The 19,010-nt window shown below is 67.0% G+C and carries 18 protein-coding genes; 3 read left to right on the top strand and 15 right to left on the bottom strand.

The annotated features are described in order from the left end of the window. Positions 1-47 precede the first annotated feature (47 nt). From C566_RS0117855 to C566_RS0117845, 3 genes are all read right to left on the bottom strand, one after another. Positions 48-1,148, bottom strand: coding sequence for an NADH:flavin oxidoreductase/NADH oxidase (locus C566_RS0117855; protein WP_018775721.1), 1,101 nt, complete (start codon positions 1,146-1,148; stop codon positions 48-50). After that, on the bottom strand, positions 1,148-2,152 hold the full coding sequence (locus C566_RS0117850) for a tetratricopeptide repeat protein (RefSeq protein ID WP_018775720.1): 1,005 nt from the start codon (positions 2,150-2,152) through the stop codon (positions 1,148-1,150). The genes C566_RS0117855 and C566_RS0117850 overlap by 1 nt, the downstream gene beginning before the upstream one ends. Before the next feature lie 117 nt (positions 2,153-2,269). After that, complete coding sequence (locus C566_RS0117845) at positions 2,270-4,156, bottom strand: hypothetical protein (RefSeq protein ID WP_051082358.1); 1,887 nt, start codon at positions 4,154-4,156, stop codon at positions 2,270-2,272. Between the two features lie 193 nt (positions 4,157-4,349). On the opposite strand from C566_RS0117845, the gene C566_RS0117840 reads away from it, so the two are divergent. Beyond that, a complete protein-coding gene (locus tag C566_RS0117840) occupies positions 4,350-5,660 on the top strand; it encodes an AI-2E family transporter (protein ID WP_018775718.1) in 1,311 nt (436 codons plus the stop codon). 84 nt (positions 5,661-5,744) lie between these two features. Here C566_RS0117840 and C566_RS0117835 read toward each other — a convergent pair whose 3' ends face one another. After that, positions 5,745-6,554 carry an alpha/beta hydrolase gene (locus tag C566_RS0117835; RefSeq protein ID WP_018775717.1) on the bottom strand — a complete coding sequence of 270 codons (810 nt, stop codon included), beginning with the start codon at positions 6,552-6,554 and terminating at the stop codon, positions 5,745-5,747. Positions 6,555-6,564: 10 nt separating this feature from the next. Then, the gene (locus C566_RS0117830; protein WP_018775716.1) at positions 6,565-6,936 is read right to left on the bottom strand and encodes a hypothetical protein; all 372 of its coding nucleotides are present in this window, start codon (positions 6,934-6,936) and stop codon (positions 6,565-6,567) included. Positions 6,937-7,018: 82 nt separating this feature from the next. Here C566_RS0117830 and nucS point away from each other — a divergent pair, with 82 nt between their 5' ends. Beyond that, entirely contained in the window at positions 7,019-7,714 is a 696-nt protein-coding gene (gene nucS, locus C566_RS0117825) for an endonuclease NucS (RefSeq protein WP_026266819.1), read from the top strand. Between the two features lie 287 nt (positions 7,715-8,001). Beyond that, on the top strand, positions 8,002-8,205 hold the full coding sequence (locus C566_RS0117820) for a cold-shock protein (RefSeq protein ID WP_011692441.1): 204 nt from the start codon (positions 8,002-8,004) through the stop codon (positions 8,203-8,205). A gap of 175 nt (positions 8,206-8,380) precedes the next feature. Here C566_RS0117820 and C566_RS0117815 read toward each other — a convergent pair whose 3' ends face one another. The 10 genes from C566_RS0117815 to atpE all read right to left on the bottom strand — a co-directional run bounded on the left by C566_RS0117815 (position 8,381) and on the right by atpE (position 19,005). Then, positions 8,381-10,906, bottom strand: coding sequence for a bifunctional lysylphosphatidylglycerol flippase/synthetase MprF (locus C566_RS0117815; RefSeq protein WP_043467370.1), 2,526 nt, complete (start codon positions 10,904-10,906; stop codon positions 8,381-8,383). 83 nt (positions 10,907-10,989) lie between these two features. After that, positions 10,990-12,399: an alpha/beta hydrolase gene (locus C566_RS0117810; protein ID WP_018775713.1), complete on the bottom strand. Its 1,410-nt coding sequence runs from the start codon at positions 12,397-12,399 to the stop codon at positions 10,990-10,992. A gap of 5 nt (positions 12,400-12,404) precedes the next feature. Continuing rightward, positions 12,405-12,836 carry a DUF2550 domain-containing protein gene (locus C566_RS0117805; RefSeq protein ID WP_026266818.1) on the bottom strand — a complete coding sequence of 144 codons (432 nt, stop codon included), beginning with the start codon at positions 12,834-12,836 and terminating at the stop codon, positions 12,405-12,407. A gap of 10 nt (positions 12,837-12,846) precedes the next feature. Next, on the bottom strand, positions 12,847-13,131 hold the full coding sequence (locus C566_RS0117800) for a F0F1 ATP synthase subunit epsilon (RefSeq protein WP_018775711.1): 285 nt from the start codon (positions 13,129-13,131) through the stop codon (positions 12,847-12,849). 1 nt (position 13,132) lies between these two features. Further along, a complete protein-coding gene (gene atpD, locus C566_RS0117795; RefSeq protein ID WP_018775710.1) occupies positions 13,133-14,587 on the bottom strand; it encodes a F0F1 ATP synthase subunit beta in 1,455 nt (484 codons plus the stop codon). Between the two features lie 81 nt (positions 14,588-14,668). Continuing rightward, positions 14,669-15,562: a F0F1 ATP synthase subunit gamma gene (locus C566_RS0117790; RefSeq protein ID WP_018775709.1), complete on the bottom strand. Its 894-nt coding sequence runs from the start codon at positions 15,560-15,562 to the stop codon at positions 14,669-14,671. Between the two features lie 76 nt (positions 15,563-15,638). Beyond that, a complete protein-coding gene (atpA, locus tag C566_RS0117785) occupies positions 15,639-17,276 on the bottom strand; it encodes a F0F1 ATP synthase subunit alpha (protein ID WP_026266817.1) in 1,638 nt (545 codons plus the stop codon). Between the two features lie 83 nt (positions 17,277-17,359). After that, on the bottom strand, positions 17,360-18,187 hold the full coding sequence (locus C566_RS0117780) for a F0F1 ATP synthase subunit delta (protein ID WP_018775707.1): 828 nt from the start codon (positions 18,185-18,187) through the stop codon (positions 17,360-17,362). After that, a complete protein-coding gene (locus C566_RS0117775; protein ID WP_018775706.1) occupies positions 18,187-18,738 on the bottom strand; it encodes a F0F1 ATP synthase subunit B in 552 nt (183 codons plus the stop codon). The genes C566_RS0117780 and C566_RS0117775 overlap by 1 nt, the downstream gene beginning before the upstream one ends. 48 nt (positions 18,739-18,786) lie before the next feature. Next, on the bottom strand, positions 18,787-19,005 hold the full coding sequence (gene atpE, locus C566_RS0117770) for an ATP synthase F0 subunit C (RefSeq protein WP_003804776.1): 219 nt from the start codon (positions 19,003-19,005) through the stop codon (positions 18,787-18,789). Positions 19,006-19,010 lie beyond the last annotated feature (5 nt).

Genomic DNA, 19,010 nt, shown 5'->3' with positions numbered 1-19,010 from the left:
GGCCACTGCTTTTGGAATGAAGGCCGGTTCTGGAACGAATGCCGGTTCTAGAACGAATGCCGGGGCAGGGCGCGCTCGTACTGCGGCGGCCACGCCAGGTCATGGCCGAGCTCGAACGCGGCCCGCAGCCACCAGTGCGGATCCCGCAGTGCGGCACGGGCGATGAACACGCCGTCGGCCTGGCCGGTGGCCACCGCGTGCTCGGCCTGCCCGGCGGACGTCAGGAGTCCCACCGTGCCGGTCCTGACCCCGGTTTCGCGCCGGATCCGGGCGGAGAACCCGGTCTGGTAGCCGGGGCCCACGGGAATCTGCTGGTGGGCAACGGCCCCGCCGCTGGAAACGTCCACCAGGTCCACTCCGCGCTCGGCGGCGGCAGCGGCCATCCGGACCGAGGCGTCAGCCTCGATCCCGCCCGGCGCCCAGTCCGAGGCCGAGATCCGCAGCAGCAGGGGCATGGAGTCCGGGATGACCGCGCGGACGGCGTCCACCACAGCAAGCGTCAGCCTGTTCCGGCCCGCCTCGTCGCCGCCCCAGCGGTCCGTGCGGTCGTTGACCAGCGGGCTCTGGAACTGGTGCAGCAGGTAGCCGTGCGCGCCATGGATTTCGATCGTGTCGAACCCGGTGTCAACGGCCCGCACGGCGGCCGCGGCGAAATCGGCGATCACGCCGTCGATCTGCGCTTCCGTCATGGCCGACGGCGGCGCGTAGCCGTCAAACGCGCCCGTGCCAGGACCCACGGTGTCCCAGCCGCCCTCGGACGCCGGCACGCTGCCCTTCGCGCCGGAGAACGGCCAGTAGGAGGACGCCTTCCGGCCGGCGTGCGCCAGCTGGGTGCCGATCTTGGTCTCCGCGGTGCCGTGGCGGTGCACGAAGGCGGTGATGCGTTCCCAGGCCGCGGCCTGGTCGTCGTTGTAGAGGCCGGCGTCGCGGGGGCTGATCCGGCCCGCGGCGTTCACGGAGTTGGCCTCGGTGAGGATCAGGGCCGCTCCCCCGGTGGCAAAGGAGCCAAGGTGCATGAGGTGCCAGTCGGTGGGCACGCCTTCGCCCGTTTCGGGTTCGCAGCTGTACTGGCACATCGGGGACACCCAGCCGCGGTGCTGCAGCCGCAGGGACCTCAGATCCAGCGGCGCGAAGAGTGCCGATCCCACTAGAAGAGCACCCGGGCCAGCCCCTGGCGGGCCTTGGCGACGCGCCCGTCACCGGTGCCGACGACGTCGAAGAGTTCCAGCAGCCGGACCCGGGCGGTCTCCCGTTCCGGGCCGAAGTTGCGGCCAATGAACGTCACGATCCGGCCGAGTCCGTCCTCGATGTGGCCGCCGGCGATGTCCAGGTCCGCAACGCCGAGCTGGGCCTCGAGGTTGTCCGGCTCGTCGGCGGCGAGCCGGCGCAGGGCATCCGCCTCGGGCCCGGAGATGGCCTGCAGGCGATCCATTAGTTCCACCTGCGCCAGGCCGGCCTTGGCCTCCGCGTCGGCGGGCATCTCGTTCAGGGCCTGACGGTAGGCGGCGGCCGCGGCCGCGTAGTCGCCGGCCTCGATCGCGTCGAACGCCGCCTGGTGCAGCGGCGGCAACGGCGGTGCCTCCGGTTCCGCACCGCCGGGCCCGCCGGCACCGATCTGTCCGGTCACGCCGTTGGCGGCCGCAACCTTGAGGAGTTCATCGAACAGGCTGCGTACCTGCTGTTCGTCCGCGCCGCCCTGGAAGAGCGGAACGGGCTGGCCCTTGACGACGGCGACGGCGGTCGGCACGGCCTGGACCTGGAATGCCTGGGCAAGTTCCGGGAAGACGTCGATGTCCGCGGCCCCGAGGACCAGCCGGCCGTCGTAGCTCTCGACGATGCCTTCGAGGACGTCCACCATCTGGCCGGAGCCTGGCGAGTAGGAGGCCCAGAGGGCAATCACCACGGGCACCTGGGCCGAGAGGTCCACGAGCTCCTGGAAGTTGCCCTCGGTCACATCCACGCGCAACGGCCGGCCTGCATGGTCGGCCGGGCGCTCTGCCGGGGCACCGGCAGCACCGGCGGGGCCGGGGGCTGCAGCGCCGGGTGCGGATGGCGCCGGCCGCTGTTTCAGGGCGGAGAGATCGACGGCGCCGCGCAGGTTCAGCGGGCTGGCGGCAACTGGCGGGACCGGGCGGGAAGCTGGCGTAGTCATAGCTCCACTCTATCCACTACGCCACACGCAGCAACGACCGGGCCGCGATGGCGGCCCGGTCGTCTGCGGTGCTGTGCCCCGGCCGTGATTCTCAGCGGGGGCAGGTTCCTGCGGGGGCTACTTGAACTTGGCCCCGACCAGGCCGCGGGTGGCAGCCACGAGCTTCATCGGATCCTTGGAACCGGCCGGCGGAACATAGACAGCCACGGACTCTGCGAAGTCCAGCACCATGCCGGTGCTGGTCTCCTTGCCGCCGGCCAGGGCGGCCGCGTCGTCGCCGATGGTGAGCTTGTCCCCGTCGGCCTTCGGAGTGCCGTCGAACGAGAAGTTCAGCCGGCCCAGGACCAGGGCCCCGCCGTCAGCGGTACGGAACACGACAGTGTTGTCCGCGGCCGCCTTGTGGGTGAAGGCGAAGGTGCCGTTGACGCCTGATTTGACGACGTCGGCCTGGTAGGCGAGCGTGTCCGCGATGTACGGGGAGGACTGGCCTTCGACGAGCTTGTCCTTGAACGTGGAGTCGGCCTTGGTCAGGCGGTCACCGAGCCCGGCGAGGGCTTCGTCGCCGCTGTACGCGAGTCCGGTCTTGTCCGCGGGCGCCAGCGTCTCCGTGCCGGCCCGCCCGATCCCCGGGAAGGTGGCACCCGGCTGCAGCGGGGTGCTGCTGACCAGCTTGTAGTTCTCCCGCGGGGAGGCCTGGGTGAGGGTCAGCAGCTGCGGGACGACGTTGCCCTCGCCCTGCGTCACAGCCATGACCGAGCGCGGCCAGCTGCGCTTGTTGGTGACCACCGTGGTCAGCAGCTTAGTGGAGCGGACAGGCATCCGGGCCTCGTAGGAGCCGACCTGCGAGCGGATCTTGTAGTTCTGTGTGCGCACCTGGAGTTCGGAGTTGGCCACCCGCGGCGCCAGCTTTGCGGCGTCCTTGGCAGCGTCTCCGGCATCGACGGCACCGGCAACCTGTTCCAGGACGCGGCGGAACTGCGCGTCCAGCAGCACCGGCGCATCGCCGGTCTGGCCCTCAGCGGAACTGCCCGGCGTAGCGCCGTCGGAGGCCGGGGCGCTGGAGGCCGGGGCACTGGGCGACGGCGTCTGGCTGGCCTGGGCGGCCACAGACGTTCCGGCGACGGCAGCGGCGGTCAGCACGGCCACCACGATGCCGGAACGGCGAGCGGTGCCGGAACCCTTCTTCTGACCGGCCGCTGCTTTCTCCGGCGCGGTTTTCTCCGGCCCTGCTTTCTCCGGAACTGTCTTCTCGGGGGTGGCCGGCTGCGGTGCAGTCTCGGGGGCTGCGGTTTCCTGGGTGCTTGCTGCCGGGCCCTGATCCCCGCGGCGTGCCGCGGCCTTGGCCTGCGCGCGGCGGGCGAACGTGCTGCCGCCGGTGCCGTTGCCTGAACGGTTGCCTGACTTCGGTTTGAGGACCAACAGCGCCCCGCCGGCGATGATCAGCAGGCCGCCGAGCACCATGAGCGGAATGGCCCAGGGCGTGGAGGTGTCGTTCGGGAAAGTCATCGTGATGGAGCTCGGGGCGGGCTTGGTGCCGTCCGCCGCGAGGAGGAGGGACCAGTCGCCGTCGGCCGGCGCGTTCCACGCGTAGTCCATTTCGCCGGTGGCGTTCTCGGTGGTGACCCAAAGATCCGATCCGGCGGGCGACGGCGCGGTAGCTTCGCCGTCGGTATGCGTCAGCTGCAGCGCCTTGCCGTCCTCCGAGACGCCGTCGACGGTGTTGTGGGCCGTCTTACCCACCCAGGCGTCGACGTCGTCCGGCCGTCCCGCGGCCAGCAGGAAGGCCCCTTCACCCTTGACCTGGATCTTCACGGTCCCGGGGTGCAGAGTCCTCAGCTTCTCCTCGAAAACGGTCAGCGGCGCGGCCGTGCCGGCCGGAGCGGTGGCCGTAATCGTCTCCGGGGGAGCCCAGAACGTCTTCTGGCCAATCCCGGCCAGGAGTGTCAGGAGGCCGAGCAGCACCAGGGCGACTGCAGTCTTGAAACGCAAAATACTACCTATCATCAGCGGACAGTTAGCTTCAATAGTAACCATTTTGTTACCCGCGAGTCAGATCGGGGACCCGGGCGGCCCCCGTGAGCGGTGCCCGCGGGGGCGCTCCGCCCTTGAGCTGACAAGCCTGCTGATAGTGTTTGCGGTGATCATCACACCAGTGCCGCCTGTGTGGCGCCGCAAGGAATTAAGGGCATTCAACGCAGTGACTGAACATACGGATTCGTCCTCCGCCGGACCAATAGAAGCGCAGGAATCCGACAGCCCGGAACCCGGCCCCGAGCAGCACGCTTCCAGTCCCCGGCCCACAACCTCCCGCCCCCGGATTGCCGCGGCAAATGTCCTCCTGTCCGCGGCCCGGCGCCTGCGCCAGCCCCTGCCGGGGGCCCAGCCGAGAATCCGCTTCGAGATGCCCCCGGAGCATGAGGCTGTTGCCGGGGACGGGTCCGATGCCCCGTTCGGCAGTCCCGGTCCCCGGATGTCCACCCAGCACCCCCTGTACATGGGCTTCATGGGTACGGTCGGCGTTGGTGTCGCGCTCCTGGTCTACTGGATCGGTTCGAACACGACGCAGCTGCTCTTGTGGATCATCACGGCGCTGTTCATCACCTTGGGGCTGGACCCGGTGGTGCGCTGGCTCGAACACCGGAATGTCCCCCGGGCCGCCGGCATCCTCTTGTCTGTGTCCGCCCTGGCCGTGGCAGTTGCCGCATTTTTCGCCACCCTGATCCCCACGATCGTGCAGCAGGTGACGCAGATCGTGCAGCAGGCTCCCAAGTGGGTCCAGGAGTTCATCGACTCGGAATTCTTCCGGAGCGTTGACAGCCAGTTCGGCATCCGGGACCGCATCAGCCAGGAGTTGGAGAAGTTCGTCAACAACCCCGAGGCCATGGGCGGCATCTTTGGCGGAGTTGTCGGCTTCGGCTCCACCGTGGCCAACGGGCTGTTCGGCGCGCTGATCGTGCTGGTCCTGAGCCTGTACTTCCTCGCAGCCCTTCCCGCCATGAAGAAGTGGGGCTACCGGCTCGCGCCGCGCTCGCGCCGGCCCCGGGTCGAAGCCCTGGCCGAGGAAATCACCGGTTCGGTGGGCAACTACGTGATCGGCCAGGCCGCGGTGGCAGTGCTGAACGCCACCTTCGCCTTCATCGTGATGTCGGTCATCGGAGTTCCGTTCGCCACGCTGCTGGCATTCGTGGTGGCCCTGCTGGCGTTCATCCCGCTGGTGGGCGGCATGATCGCCGGGTTCCTGGTGACGATCGTGGCACTGACCGCCGGCTGGCAGACGGCGCTTGTCTTTGCCATCTGCTATTTCGCCTACCTCCAGTTCGAGGCCTACTTCATCTCGCCGCGGATCATGCAGAAGGCCGTGGCGGTCCCCGGCGCCGTCGCCGTCATCTCAGTCATCGCCGGCGGCAGCCTGCTCGGCGTGCTCGGGGCCCTTATCGCCATCCCCACTGCGGCGGCGATCCTGCTGCTGGTCAAGGAAATCTTCATCGCCCGCCAGGACAGCCGCTAACCGGTTTCCGCGCCGAAAAAGGACAGCCGCACCGTGGATCCACGGTGCGGCTGTCCTTTTTCGGCGCGGTTTTCTCTATGCGGCTCAGGCGTGTGCCGTGGCGACCGGCCCGTCCCATTCCTGCGGCAGCACCGTTCCGGCACCCCCTGCGGCGCCGCCGGGGATGACCTCGTCCACGATTTCATTGAGCACCCGCCCGGCGTACTTCTCCCCCACCCACAGGTGTTTGGCGCCGTCGACCCCCAGCACTTGTGCCTGCGGCACCAGCGCGAACCTCGTGGCCGCAGCCGCCGGCTGCAGGTAGTCGTCGTGCTCCGGGACCAGGACCTTCAGCGGTTTGCCGGACTCGGCCCACTCCTTCAGGTGCACGTCCGTGGCCCGGTGCAGCGGGGGCGAGAGCAGCACGGCCCCCTCGATTTCCGAGGCGACGGGCTCGGCGGCGCCGTACATCAGGGCCAGCTCGGTGCCGAAGGACCAGCCCACCAGCCACCGGTTCGGCAGGCCCCGGTCCACGGCGAACTGCACGGCGGCCTCGACGTCGAGACGCTCGCCGATGCCTTCCTCGAAGGCTCCCCCGCTGGTCCCCCGCGGCGAAGACGTGCCGCGCGTGTTGAAGCGCAGGACGGCGATGCCGGCGAGGGCGGGCAGCCGGTAGGAGGCCTTGCGGTAGAGGTGTGAATCCATGAAGCCGCCGTGCGTCGGCAGCGGGTGCAGCGTGATGAGCGTTGCCTTGATCCCGCCGGATTCCGGCACGGCGAGCTCTCCCACCAGCCGGTGTCCGTCCGACGTGCGCAGTTCGACGTTCTCGCGGCGGGCCGGCAGGACGGTGGAAGCACGGATGGCAGTGGGAGCAGAGGGCTGGGTGAAGACGTACGACGCGGGATCAAAGCTCATGCTGACCAGCTTAGCGATACCGGTAGCTCCGCGATGTCCAGCAGTTGCTGTGCCAGTGGCGCCGTTCGGCGAGACCCGCGGCGGCGCCAAAGAGGTGGTCCTCGGACCAGACCACCAGGTGCGCGATCCCCGGCAGCACGGCGGTGGAGCAGCCCGGGCAGATGTAGGTCTTCTCGGCACGGCCCGCGGTGATGGGGCGGACCATCCATTCGCCGTCCGGTGCGCTCTCCCGGCGGGCGAACCCTGAGCGGGCGCGCTCCAGGTCAAGTTCCGGTGCCGGGCCGTGCTTGGCTCCGCCGGCTTTGCTCTTTCCGGGCGCTGCGCCCTTGCCAGAGCCTGTCTTCGCAGAGCCGGCGCGGCGGGGTCGGTTGGAACGGGGCATGCCTCCATTCTGCCCCAGTCCGGCTGCCGCTCCTTGCCTCCCCCGCCACGCCGCCGCCCGCGCAGGCGGTAGAGTGGACCGGGTGCGTTTAGTCATAGCCCGCTGCTCCGTTGATTACGTCGGCCGCCTCAAAGCCCACCTGCCGCTGGCCACCAGGCTGTTGCTGGTGAAGGCCGACGGTTCGGTCCTGGTCCATTCCGACGGCGGGTCCTACAAGCCGCTGAACTGGATGAGCCCTCCTGCGTCCCTGCGGGTCTCCACACCGGATGAGGTCGACGTCGAGGTCGGCGTCGTCGAGCAGTGGACGGTCCAGTCGGCCAAGACCGATGACCGGCTCATCATCAACATCCACGAGCAGCTGCACGACACCTCCCACGAGCTGGGCCAGGACCCGGGCCTGATCAAGGACGGCGTCGAGGCGGACCTCCAGCGGCTCCTGGCCGCCCAGATCGAACTGCTCGGCACCGGGTTCTCGCTGATCCGCCGGGAGTATTTCACCGCGATCGGCCCCGTGGACATCCTGGCCCGGGACGCGGACGGCGCCACCGTGGCCATTGAGCTCAAGCGCCGGGGCGACATCGACGGCGTCGAGCAGCTCACCCGGTACCTGGAACTGCTGAACCGGGACCCACTGCTGGCCCCGGTCCGGGGAATCTTCGCAGCCCAGCAGATCAAGCCGCAGGCCAAGGTCCTCGCGAAGGACCGCGGAATCGACTGCGTCACCCTGGACTACGACGCCATGCGCGGCGTTGACGACAGCGAATCCCGGCTCTTTTAGGCACCCCGCGGCAGGCTTTCCGCGGTGACGATTCGCGTTAAGCCGTTCTTTGCACAATTTTTATGCAATTCTTCCGTTCGCCCGTTGACCTGACGCAAGTGTCATGAAATTCTTATACAAGTCTTTGTGTAGGTGTTTTTCATGCTCGCAAGACATGTTGCGAGCGTGAAGCTCCTGCCGCACGGTCCGTGAATCCGGTTCCGTTGCCAAAGGTTCTTCTCGCAGAGTGACCAAGTCCGGTGCGAAGTGCGCCGGATTTATTCAAGATCCACAATGAGGAGAAACAAATGGCTCAGGGAACCGTCAAGTGGTTCAACGCAGAAAAGGGCTTCGGCTTCATCACCCCGGATGACTCCGATGGCGATGTCTTCGTTCACTACTCCGAGATCCAGACCGGCGGCTTCAAGACCCTCGACGAGAACCAGCGTGTTCAGTTCGAGATCGGCCAGGGCGCCAAGGGCCCCCAGGCCACCGGCGTAACGCTGGTCTAGTCTCCAGTCGGGAAGTCTTTAGGCATTTCCGCACAAGGAATGATCCCCGGCATTTGTGCCGGGGATCATTTTTTGTGCATTCTTGGGCGCGGCGTTTCAGGTCCTCCGCATTGTGCCGGATGCATTCTTCAGCCGAATTGCGCACTCACGCCGGGCACTAATCCGCCGGCCCCGCCTATCTCACCAACGTGCGCAGCAGGCGGGCGCTTTGCCGGACGGACAACCCGGGAAGGTATGCGCGGCTCAGGGCCCGGCCCATCGCGGGCAATTGCAGCGGATCCTGGTAGTAGAGGTACAACGTGCGGTAGTCCGGTTTGAAACGCGACTTGAAGGTTGCCAGCGAACGGAAGCCGTAGACGGGTTCCAGGGCCCGGCCCACGACGTCCAGGATCCCGGCCAGCCCCTCCGGCCCGGAGTCGCTGTCCCCGGAGTCGCTGTCCTCGGAGTCGCTGCCGCCGGCGACGTCTCCGTCACGGTCCTTCGCCAGCGGCGAGCCGGACAGGGAGATCACCTCAACCGTGCGCTTGAGCTCCAGCACGGCGGACGCGATGAGGAACTCCATGACACCCGGGAACGCGTCCCCGCGCCGGCGCATGAAGTCCAGGGTCCAGCTCACGAGCTGTCCGTCCGCATACACCGGCAGCCAGCTCGTGACGCCCTGCACGCGTCCGTCGGCGTCCACCGCCAGGCAGCACAGCACCTCGTCGTCGTCGAGCTCGTCGATGCTGCCGAGCGTGAAGCCCATCTCCGGCACGTGCTTTTGTGCCGCCCATTCTTCGGAAACCTCGCTGAGCTGGGTCCGCAGCGGGGCCGGGAATTCGCTGTAGCGCCCCCACACGGCCTGGACACCGGTCTTCGCGGCCCGGTTCAGGGCGGTGCGGACGTTTTGCCATTCCTTGCCCTTGAACTCCAGTTCGCGCACGGCGAGCCTGGTTTCCTGGGCCACGGCCACGCGGCGGAATCCGCGGGCCCGGAGCATCGGCCAGAGCCCGGCGGTGCAGGAGTAGAAACACGGGATCAGGGCGTGTTCGGCGCAGTAGCGCATGAAACCCGCCGCGGTCTCCTCGCGGAGGGCGGCGGGGCCGAACGGGCCCGCCAGCGTCAGGGCCACGTTGCCGTGCTGCTGGTAGGCCACGCCGCTGCGCCGGTCCGGCGTAAACCAGTATTTGTTCGGTTCCCAGAGCGCCATCCAGGACAGTGAGTCCCCGCCCTGGCGGATCAGGTCACGGGCCGTGTCCCGGTCCCCGGAACCGACGTCGGTGCTGTTCAGTCCGGTACCGTGCAGCCGCCGCCGCAGCACCAACCAGACCGCCGCCAGGGCCACCCCCCAGAAGATGATGCCGGCGTAGGCGAACAGGAAGGACTCCACGGCGTTACGGTTCTGGAACAGCCGGCTGTAGGCGCCCGGAATGGGCAGCGGCAGGTACTGCCGGGCGAGTTCCGCCGCGAGGCCCAGCACTCCCCCGTCGCGGTCCATTCCGCCGGCGGCGAGCCAGGCCACCGCGTAGGTCCCGGCGAGCACCAGCCATGTGCCGCCGACCACGATGCCCAGGATCCGTCTGGCCTGCGGAGCCGTCTCCACGCGGAACTGCCGGCGGTTTAGCCAGAGCAGCACAGCGAGCAGCAACGGAACGGCGACGAGCGGAAGGACGTGGACGAAGCCGGAGCCCATCACAGCCGTGTGCGGCCGGTTGGGGTAGTGCGGAATGCGGGCGAACAGGGCCAGGTACACGGCTGCCAGGGCTGTAACGCCGAGCTGGACGATGATGGCGATCCGCAGGGCCAGGCGGCGGCCCTGCCGCATGCCGTCCGCACAGATCAACAGCAGGACCACCGGGACAACTGCCAGCGCGAGGCCCAGCGGACCGGCGAGTCCGGCCCGGCCTGCCTCCAGGCAGCTGACGTCAACCGTTCCGCCGCAGTTTTGCTCCAGCTGGCCCAGCGTGGGCAGCGGGTTCAGAACGACGTCGCGCAACAGGGCCAGGGGCCCGGTGGGGCTGCTGACAGCGGCCGTGAGGATCGGCCCCACCGCGAAGATCGCGACCGTGAGCGCCAGCAGGTTGCGTGTTTCGCGTCCCGTTGAACGGTGCCGGTGCAGGGTCCCCCGGTCGCCCTGGATCCACCAGCCCGCGGCCAGGCCGGCAAGGGCGCCGGCGAGCCCCACCACCGTCTCCGGGTGCCCGACGTAGAGCACCAGCAGCAGGGACGCGGACAGGACGGCGGTCCGCAGCCTGCGTTGCCACAGCGTGGGCAGCAGCCCGCTGGCGGCCAATGTCACGGCCAGGATGGCGGCGTAGGGGCCGATCAGCCGGGCATTGACCATGAGCCCCAGCCAGCCGTCGCCGAGATACCGGGCCAGCTGGGTGACCAGCAGGAAGACCGTTACAGCAGCGAACTGGCCTACAAAGAAGAACACGGCCGTCCGCAGCGTCCCCAGATGCCGTTCAGCGAGACCCAGCAGCAGGAGGATCATCAGGGACGCGGCGAGGTAGGCCAGCAGGTTGGTGGCGAAGAACAATGAGGTGAACAAGGACCACCAGTGCCCCGCCTTCAGCCCGGCAGCGTTGACGGACGCGATGGGCAGCAGGGCGTCGGGCGGGCCCGACAGGAAGCTGCCGGTGACGGCCCCGGCACCGAGGAAGACCGCGAGGACCGCCAGCGTGAAGGGTACGGCACGGAAGTGCGCCAGCGTCCGGCGCATGCCCTGGCGCCAGACGCCCTGGAACGGCGGGGCCTCCGGCCCAGGGCCCGCCGCGGTCCGGGGGCTGCCGGTCTTGGATTGGCTCATGGCGCGATCCCCCAGCGCCGGGCCAGGAAGTCCAGGCCGCCGGGAAGGCCGCCGGATGCCACGTCCCAGGAGTGCCCCGCGTTGGCGATCCGGTGTGTTTCGACGCCGAACCCGGCCCGGCGGGCCGCCTCGGAGAGCACGTCCATATAGCCGCTGAACTGCGGGTCGCGGTCCCCGGCGGCGAAGTACACGCCGTGGCCGTCGAAGCGGTTTTCCGCCATGACGCGCAGCGGGGTCAGCCGGTCGAAGGCCGCGGTGTCGGCGCCAAAGGAGGCCTCGATGGTCTTGGCACGCACCTTCGCGAGGGCCGGCTCCTCCTCGCTGGAGAAGGCCAGGGCGGCGGTGTAGACGGCGGGATGCCGCGTGAGCATCTGCATGGCGCATGTGCCGCCGAAGGAGAATCCGCCCGCGGCCCACTGCCGGGGATCCGGGTCGACGTCGAGCGTGCGGTTGATCCAGTCCGGCACGTCCCGCGCCAGGAAGGTGTCCGCCCGGGCAATCCGGCTGTCGAGGCACAGCGTGTTTCCCGACGGCGAGCCGTTGGGATCGACCACCACCGCTACGGGCGCCACCCCGGCGTGCTCCGCGGCGAAGCGGTCCAGCCGGCTCCGGAGTGCGCCGCCGGTCAGCCAGTCGGCAGGGCTGCCCGGCTGGCCGGAAAAGAGGACCAGCACCGGCAGCGCGGGCCGGGGCGAACTCAGGTAGGCCGGGGGGAGGTAGATGTAGGCGTCCCGGCTCTGGAAGCCGGAGACGGTGCCGGGGATGACCGCCTTGCGGATGACGCCGTCGGGAAGGTGGGCCGGTGCCTGCCAGTGGGCCAGCCCGGTGGCGGCGGGGACACCGGCGGCGCGCGTCAGGTCCGCCTCGAGCGGCTGGATCCGGGCTGCGGCGGCTCCGGTGAGGTCGCCCACAGTGTGGTTCAGGCCAAAGTAGATGTTGATCTGGACGGCGGACAGCGCGAGGACGGCCAGGAGGGCCGCCGTGGCTGCTGCGCTTGAACGCCAGCGATGGGTGCCGCCCGGATTCGTGCCGCCCGGATTCGTGCCGCCCGGATTGGTGCCGCCCCGTCCGCGGCCCCAGAGTCCCAGCAGGCGCATGAGCCACAGGAGCAGGGCGACGACGCCGGCAACGGACCAGGCGAGGGTCTCCCCCGGCAGTTCGGCAGGGAAGACCGTGACGGCATAGAGCAGGAACCAGTGCACGGCCGCGACGAGCGCGGCGGCGATCAGGGTCACGGCAGCCGCGACGGCCACGGCCGCGCCGGGCGGCCGGCGGCCGGTGTGGGCAAAACCCGTGCGCCGGAGGGCGGCGTGCCGGAGGAGGTAGGCCAGGCCCGCCGCGGCGGCAGCCCACGCGAGCCACACCACCGGGCCGTCGACCAGGCTGAGGCCATCGAGGTAGTCCACCGGGGCTAGCGCCAGGTGCCGACGCCGATAACGGGTCCGGCCTCAAGCCAGGATGACAACCCCGTGTAGGCATCGAAGCGCATGGCGAGGAGGACCTGCTGCCCCTCGTAGCGGAGCTCCACGATCACGGCGTCGGGCTGGACCTTGAGGAGCTCGGATTCGGTGGGCTTGCGCCGGCCAAGCAGCTCCAGCGAGCTGCGCCGGAAAGTGTGCTTGGGCCGGACGCTGAGTGAGACCAAGCGGAACCACTCGAGGTCGTTGTCCTGATAACGACAAACCCCCATCTGCCAGCTTTTTCCAGCCGTGCAGATGGAGGCGTCCACCGTGCCGAGGGCGCGCCGCAGATTGAAGCGGCGCACCCCCGAAAGGCACAGTGCAAATACCAGCAACGCAAACGCAGTTGCCAGGACGATGAACGGCAAACCAATATCGTTCATCAAGGTCGTGCTAGCGGATCCCCGCAGTAGCCGCTTCGCCCATTTGGGCGTTGTCAGCAACAATGACCACCCTGTTGTTGTCGACAGAGAAGAATCCCCCGTCAACAACTACAGCGATGCGGTCACCGGATACCGGCTCGATTGCCAGCTCACCTTCGGCCAGAATCGCCAGCAGGGGCGAGTGGCCGGGCAGGATTCCGATTTCACCATCGCTGGTGCGGGCCTTGACCATCTTGGCCGCTCCGGACCACACGAAGTGGTCCGCTGCGACAATCTCAACCTCAAGCTCAGCCATATTACTTGGTCTGTTCCTGGATCTTGGCCCACTGGCGCTCGACGTCGTCCAGGCCGCCGACGTTGAAGAACGCCTGCTCTGCAACGTGGTCAAGGTCGCCGTCGCAGATAGCGGTGAAGCCTTCAACAGTGTCCTTGATGGACACGGTGGAGCCTTCGACGCCGGTGAACTGCTTGGCGGTGTAGGTGTTCTGCGAGAGGAACTGCTGGATGCGGCGTGCACGCGACACGACGATCTTGTCTTCTTCAGAGAGTTCGTCAACGCCGAGGATGGCGATGATGTCCTGAAGTTCCTTGTTCTTCTGCAGGATCTGCTTGACGCGGACGGCCGTGTTGTAGTGGTCGTGGCCGATGTACTGCGGATCCAGGATGCGCGAGGTCGACGTCAGCGGGTCAACGGCCGGGTACAGACCACGGGAGGCGATTTCACGGGAAAGTTCCGTGGTCGCGTCGAGGTGTGCGAAGGTCGTGGCCGGAGCCGGGTCGGTGTAGTCATCTGCGGGAACGTAGATGGCCTGCATCGAGGTGATGGAGTGGCCCTTGGTGGACGTGATGCGCTCCTGGAGGAGACCCATCTCGTCAGCCAGGTTGGGCTGGTAGCCCACGGCCGACGGCATGCGGCCGAGGAGGGTGGAAACCTCGGAGCCTGCCTGGGTGAAGCGGAAGATGTTGTCGATGAAGAGCAGCACGTCCTGGTTCTGCACATCGCGGAAGTACTCCGCCATGGTCAGGGCGGACAGTGCAACGCGCAGACGCGTTCCCGGCGGCTCGTCCATCTGGCCGAACACAAGGGCGGTGTCCTTGAGAACGCCGGCCTCTTCCATTTCGACCCAGAGGTCGTTACCTTCACGGGTACGCTCGCCGACACCGGCGAACACCGAGGTGCCACCGAAGTTGCGGGCCACACGGGTGATCATTTCCTGGATCAGCACGGTCTTGCCGACGCCGGCACCACCGAACAGGCCGATCTTGCCACCCTTGATGTACGGGGTGAGGAGGTCGATCACCTTGATGCCGGTTTCCAGCATCTCGGTGGAGCCTTCCAGGGTCGCGAAGGCCGGAGCCTTGCGGTGGATAGGCCAGCGTTCGCTGATCTGGAGTTCGGACTCGGCAACGTCGAGGGGCTGGCCCAGCACGTTGAAGATGTGGCCCTTGACGCCGTCGCCCACGGGCACGGAGATCGGGGCACCGGTGTCCACCACGTTGGTACCGCGGACAAGTCCGTCGGTGGCCTGGAGGGAGATGGCACGGATCAGGTTGTCACCCAAGTGCAGGGCAACCTCGAACGTGATGGTTCGGGTCTCACCGTTGAGAGTGATCTCGGTGGTGAGTGCGTTGTAAATCGAGGGGATTGCGTCAGCCGGGAATTCGACGTCGACAACCGGGCCAATAACACGTGCAATACGACCGGTAGCACCGGACGTTGCGGCTACGTGATCGGTAGCAGTGGCAGTCATCTCTCTCACTTCACTCAGTAGATGGCGTGGGGTTAAGTTTATCTCTTGGTGCAGGTACAGCTGGATCCGGGCTCGTGCTGGCTAGGACGCGGACAACGCGTCGGCACCGGCAACGATTTCGGAAAGCTCCTGCGTAATTTCAGCCTGACGGGCAGTGTTGCGCAGACGCGTGTACTTCTTGATGAGATCCGTCGCGTTGTCGCCGGCGGACTTCATCGCACGCTGGCGGGCTGCGAGCTCGGAAGCTGCTGCCTGCAACATGGCGGCGAAGATACGTGATTCGATGTAGCGCGGCAGCAGGGCATCGAGGACCTGCTCCGTTTCCGGCTCGAATTCGTAGAGGGGTAGCAGGTCCGATTCGGACGCGGCTTTCTCTTCGACAACCTCGAGCGGCAGCAGACGGACGACCGTCGGCTCCTGGGTCACCATCGACTTGAAGCGGGTGTAGACGACGTGGATTTCGTCGACGCCGCCCTCTTCGTAGGCGGTAGCGAATTCGGCCAGCAGTGCTTCACTGACTTCGCGGGCGGTCGCAAACTCCGGTGCATCCGTGTTGCCGGTCCATACGCGAGCGTATTCACGGTTCCGGAAGTCGAAGTACGCCTGCGCCTTGCGGCCGACCAGGAACGTCTTGACTTCCTTGCCTTCCCCGTGGAGCAGCTCGTTGAGGCCTTCGGCCTGCTTGAGGACACTCGCCGAGTAAGATCCCGCGAGGCCACGGTCCGAGGTGATGACCAGGACGGCGGCCCGGCGGATCTGCGCCGGCTCGGTGACCAGCGGGTGGTCGATTTCGCTCTGGCTTGCGACAGCAGAAACGGCACGCGTGATCGCGTTCGCGTAAGGCAGTGAAGCTGCTACGCGTGCGCGGGCCTTGCCGATGCGCGAGGTAGCGATCAGTTCCATCGCCTTGAAGATCTTGCGCATCGACGTCGTCGAGCTGATCTTCTGGCGGTAGACCCGGATCTGGGCTCCCATACTTATCCTTTCCTAAGATCCCGATGGCCGGGACTGCCGGAACCCGTGCGGGTCCCGGCAGTCCCTGCCAGCGAAACTAGCGCTTCTGCTTGACGATTTTTTCCTGGTCGACCTGATCCTCGCCGATGGGGGCGTGCTCCTCGTGCCCCGCACCGACCAGGAGGTTGTCTCCCTCGCCGAAGAAGCCCTTCTTGAAGTCCACGATTGCGGTCTTCAGTGCTTCAGCGGTGTCATCGTCCATGACGTTGGTCTGGGCCAGCGTCGTCAGGATGGAGGACTTGTGCTTGAGGTGCTCCAGGAACTCGGTCTCGAAGCGGTTGATGTCTTCAACCGGAACCTCGTCGAGGTGGCCGTTGGTGCCAGCCCAGATGGAGACGACCTGGTTCTCGACCGGGAACGGCGAGTACTGGCCCTGCTTGAGCAGTTCCATCAGGCGTGCACCGCGGGTCAGCTGCTGGCGCGATGCGGCGTCCAGGTCCGAGGCAAACATGGCGAAGGCCTGCATGTCGCGGTACTGGGCCAGTTCCAGCTTCAAGGTACCGGAGACCTTCTTCATGGACTTGACCTGGGCGGCGCCACCAACACGGGAGACGGACACACCGACGTCGACAGCGGGGCGCTGGTTGGCGTTGAAGAGGTCCGACTGCAGGAAGATCTGGCCATCGGTGATGGAGATCACGTTGGTCGGGATGTAGGCGGAAACATCGTTCGCCTTGGTCTCGATCAGCGGCAGACCGGTCATCGAGCCTGCACCGAGCTCGTCGGAGAGCTTGGCACAACGCTCCAGCAGACGGGAGTGCAAGTAGAAGACGTCGCCCGGGTAGGCTTCGCGTCCCGGCGGGCGGCGGAGCAGCAGCGACACTGCACGGTAGGCCTCGGCCTGCTTGGACAGGTCATCAAACACGATGAGGACGTGCTTGCCGCCGTACATCCAGTGCTGGCCGATGGCCGAACCGGCGTACGGTGCCAGGTACTTGAAGCCTGCGGGGTCGGACGCCGGGGAAGCCACGATCGTGGTGTATTCCAGGGCGCCGTTGTCCTCGAGGGTCTGGCGGACGGCTGCGATCGTGGATGCCTTCTGGCCGATCGCCACGTAGATGCAGCGCACCTGCTTCTTCACGTCGCCGGAAGCCCAGTTGGCCTTCTGGTTGATGATCGTGTCGATGGCAATGGCGGACTTGCCGGTCTGGCGGTCACCGATGATCAGCTGGCGCTGGCCGCGGCCGATCGGGATCATGGCGTCGATAGCCTTGAGCCCGGTCTGCATCGGCTCGTGGACCGACTTACGCTGGGTCACGCCGGGTGCCTGGAGTTCCAGGGCACGGGTGGTCTCGGCCTTGATCTCGCCGAGGTCATCGATGGGCTGGCCCAGCGGGTCAACCACGCGGCCGAGGAAGGCGTCGCCAACCGGCACGGACAGAACCTGCCCGGTGCGGTGGACTTCCTGGCCTTCTTCGATTCCGGTGAAGTCACCGAGGATGATGACGCCGATCTCGCGGACGTCGAGGTTCTGGGCCAGGCCCAGCGTGCCGTCTTCGAAGCGAAGCAGCTCGTTCGCCATGACCGAGGGAAGGCCCTCAACACGGGCGATGCCGTCACCTGCGGTTGTTACACGGCCGACCTCTACGCGCTCTGCGTTTCCGGGTTCGTAGGACGCCGCGAACTCGTTCAACGCATTACGGACGTCGTCGGCGTTGATGGTCAATTCGGCCATCTGCAGTCCCTGCTCTCCTGTTTTCGTGATCATCGTTGCTCACGATGACCGGGGTTTCTTGTCGTTAGGTTGTGCTTGTCCGGCTAGCCGGCAAGCTGACGCTGGAGCTGGCCCAGGCGGCCGGCGACCGAAGCGTCAACCACTTCGTCACCTACCTGGATCCGGATGCCACCGATCAGTGCCGGGTCAACGTTCATGTTGATCTTGAGCTCGCGCCCGTAAAGGGTGTTCAGCCCCGCCTGCAGGCGGCTGATCTGCGTCTCCGTCAGCGGACGGGTGACGTCGACCGTTGCAATCCAGCGCTGCTGGCGCTTGGCGGCAAGCTCGGCGAAACGGCGAACCAGCCTGGTGACCTTAAGCCCGCGCGGAGCCGTGACGGCCTGTCCGATCAGGACTTTCGCTTCCGCACTCGCACCGGGTACGAGCTTGTCGGCGAGGGCCACCTTGGCGGCCGGGCTGGCCTGCGGCTCGGACAGAGCACGCTGGACCTCGTGGCTGGACTCAACGGCGTGGTTGAAGGAGAACAGATCGTTCTCCAGCTCTTCCAATCCGGTGAGCCCGGAGGCAGAGACGGCCGACTTGTTCTCGGCAACAGCGATGACCACCGAAGCGGCAAGAGTCTCGAGTGCATCGCCGATATCCCGTGCCGATGCCCAGCGGGAGCTGGCCAGTCCGGCTGCGATTTCAACAGCGTCAGCAGATACTTTCCCGCCGAAGAGCTGCTTGACCAGCGCCGACTTTTCGTCACCGCTGCGGGACGGGTCGGTCAGGGCGCGGCGCAAGCCGGCCGAGCTGTCGACCGTTCCCAGGATTCCGAAGAGTTCCTTTGCCAACTGCAGCGACGCGGTGGGAAGCTTGGCTTCCAGTGCCGCCAGCGCAGCGGCCAGCGATTCGCTCGATACACCTGCCATTACTTAGCTACACCCGCGTTCTGGTTCTCCAGATCTGCCAGGAAGCGGTCCACCACTCGGGCCGACCGTGCATCGTCGCTCAGTGCCTCGCCGACGATGCGGCTTGCCAGCGTCGTGGCCAGCGTGCCGACCTCCGCGCGGAGCGACACAACGGCCGCCTGGCGCTCGGACTCGATCTGCGTGTGGGCCTGTGCGGTGATGCGGGCAGACTCGGCAGCCGCCTTCTCCTTCAGCTCTGCAAGGATCTGGGCACCTTCGGCGCGTGCTTCCTCGCGGATGCGGTTGGCCTCGGTGCGGGCTTCCGTGAGCTGTGCCTTGTACTCTTCGAGTGCTGCGGAGGCCTCGGCCTGGGCCTTTTCGGCCTTGGCGATACCGCCCTCGATGGCTTCGGCCCGCTCTGCGAAGGTCTTCTCGAACATCGGGACAACGTACTTGACCACGATGAACATGAGGAGAGCAAAGCCGGCGAAGACGACAAGCATTTCCCAAGGATTGGGAACGAGGGGGTTAGTACCGCCTTCGGTGGCGGCTGAGATGATCGCTTGATTCATATTTCACCCGTCCTTATCTACTCGGTTCTGGATGTTCGGTTGTTCTGTTTACTTGAGAACGAACGCGAAGACCAGGCCAAGGATGGCGAGGGCTTCAGTCAGCGCGAGGCCGAGGAATGCGATCGGCTGCAGGACGCGCTGGGCTTCCGGCTGACGTGCCACACCGTTGATGTAAGCGGCGAACACGAGACCCACACCGATACCACCGCCGATGGCGGAGAGGCCGTAGCCGATGAGGTTGAGGGAGCCGTTGATGGAGCCTTCCATTTTTC

The sequence above is a fragment of the Arthrobacter sp. 131MFCol6.1 genome, assembly GCF_000374925.1.
Lineage (GTDB): Bacteria > Actinomycetota > Actinomycetes > Actinomycetales > Micrococcaceae > Arthrobacter.
Note: the sequence above shows the minus strand (reverse complement) of the source record. Positions and strands in the feature narration are given on the sequence as shown.

Excerpts from the sequence above, each read along its gene's own strand:
- C566_RS0117850 (WP_018775720.1), bottom strand. The coding sequence starts at position 2,152 with ATGACTACGCCAGCTTCCCGCCCGGTCCCGCCAGTTGCCGCCAGCCCG.
- C566_RS0117845 (WP_051082358.1), bottom strand. The coding sequence starts at position 4,156 with ATGATAGGTAGTATTTTGCGTTTCAAGACTGCAGTCGCCCTGGTGCTG.
- C566_RS0117835 (WP_018775717.1), bottom strand. The coding sequence starts at position 6,554 with ATGAGCTTTGATCCCGCGTCGTACGTCTTCACCCAGCCCTCTGCTCCC.
- C566_RS0117830 (WP_018775716.1), bottom strand. The coding sequence starts at position 6,936 with ATGCCCCGTTCCAACCGACCCCGCCGCGCCGGCTCTGCGAAGACAGGC.
- C566_RS0117820 (WP_011692441.1), top strand. The coding sequence starts at position 8,002 with ATGGCTCAGGGAACCGTCAAGTGGTTCAACGCAGAAAAGGGCTTCGGC.
- C566_RS0117815 (WP_043467370.1), bottom strand. The coding sequence starts at position 10,906 with ATGCGCCGGACGCTGGCGCACTTCCGTGCCGTACCCTTCACGCTGGCG.
- C566_RS0117805 (WP_026266818.1), bottom strand. The coding sequence starts at position 12,836 with ATGAACGATATTGGTTTGCCGTTCATCGTCCTGGCAACTGCGTTTGCG.
- C566_RS0117800 (WP_018775711.1), bottom strand. The coding sequence starts at position 13,131 with ATGGCTGAGCTTGAGGTTGAGATTGTCGCAGCGGACCACTTCGTGTGG.
- atpD (WP_018775710.1), bottom strand. The coding sequence starts at position 14,587 with ATGACTGCCACTGCTACCGATCACGTAGCCGCAACGTCCGGTGCTACC.
- C566_RS0117790 (WP_018775709.1), bottom strand. The coding sequence starts at position 15,562 with ATGGGAGCCCAGATCCGGGTCTACCGCCAGAAGATCAGCTCGACGACG.
- atpA (WP_026266817.1), bottom strand. The coding sequence starts at position 17,276 with ATGGCCGAATTGACCATCAACGCCGACGACGTCCGTAATGCGTTGAAC.
- C566_RS0117780 (WP_018775707.1), bottom strand. The coding sequence starts at position 18,187 with ATGGCAGGTGTATCGAGCGAATCGCTGGCCGCTGCGCTGGCGGCACTG.
- C566_RS0117775 (WP_018775706.1), bottom strand. The coding sequence starts at position 18,738 with ATGAATCAAGCGATCATCTCAGCCGCCACCGAAGGCGGTACTAACCCC.
- atpE (WP_003804776.1), bottom strand. The coding sequence starts at position 19,005 with ATGGAAGGCTCCATCAACGGCTCCCTCAACCTCATCGGCTACGGCCTC.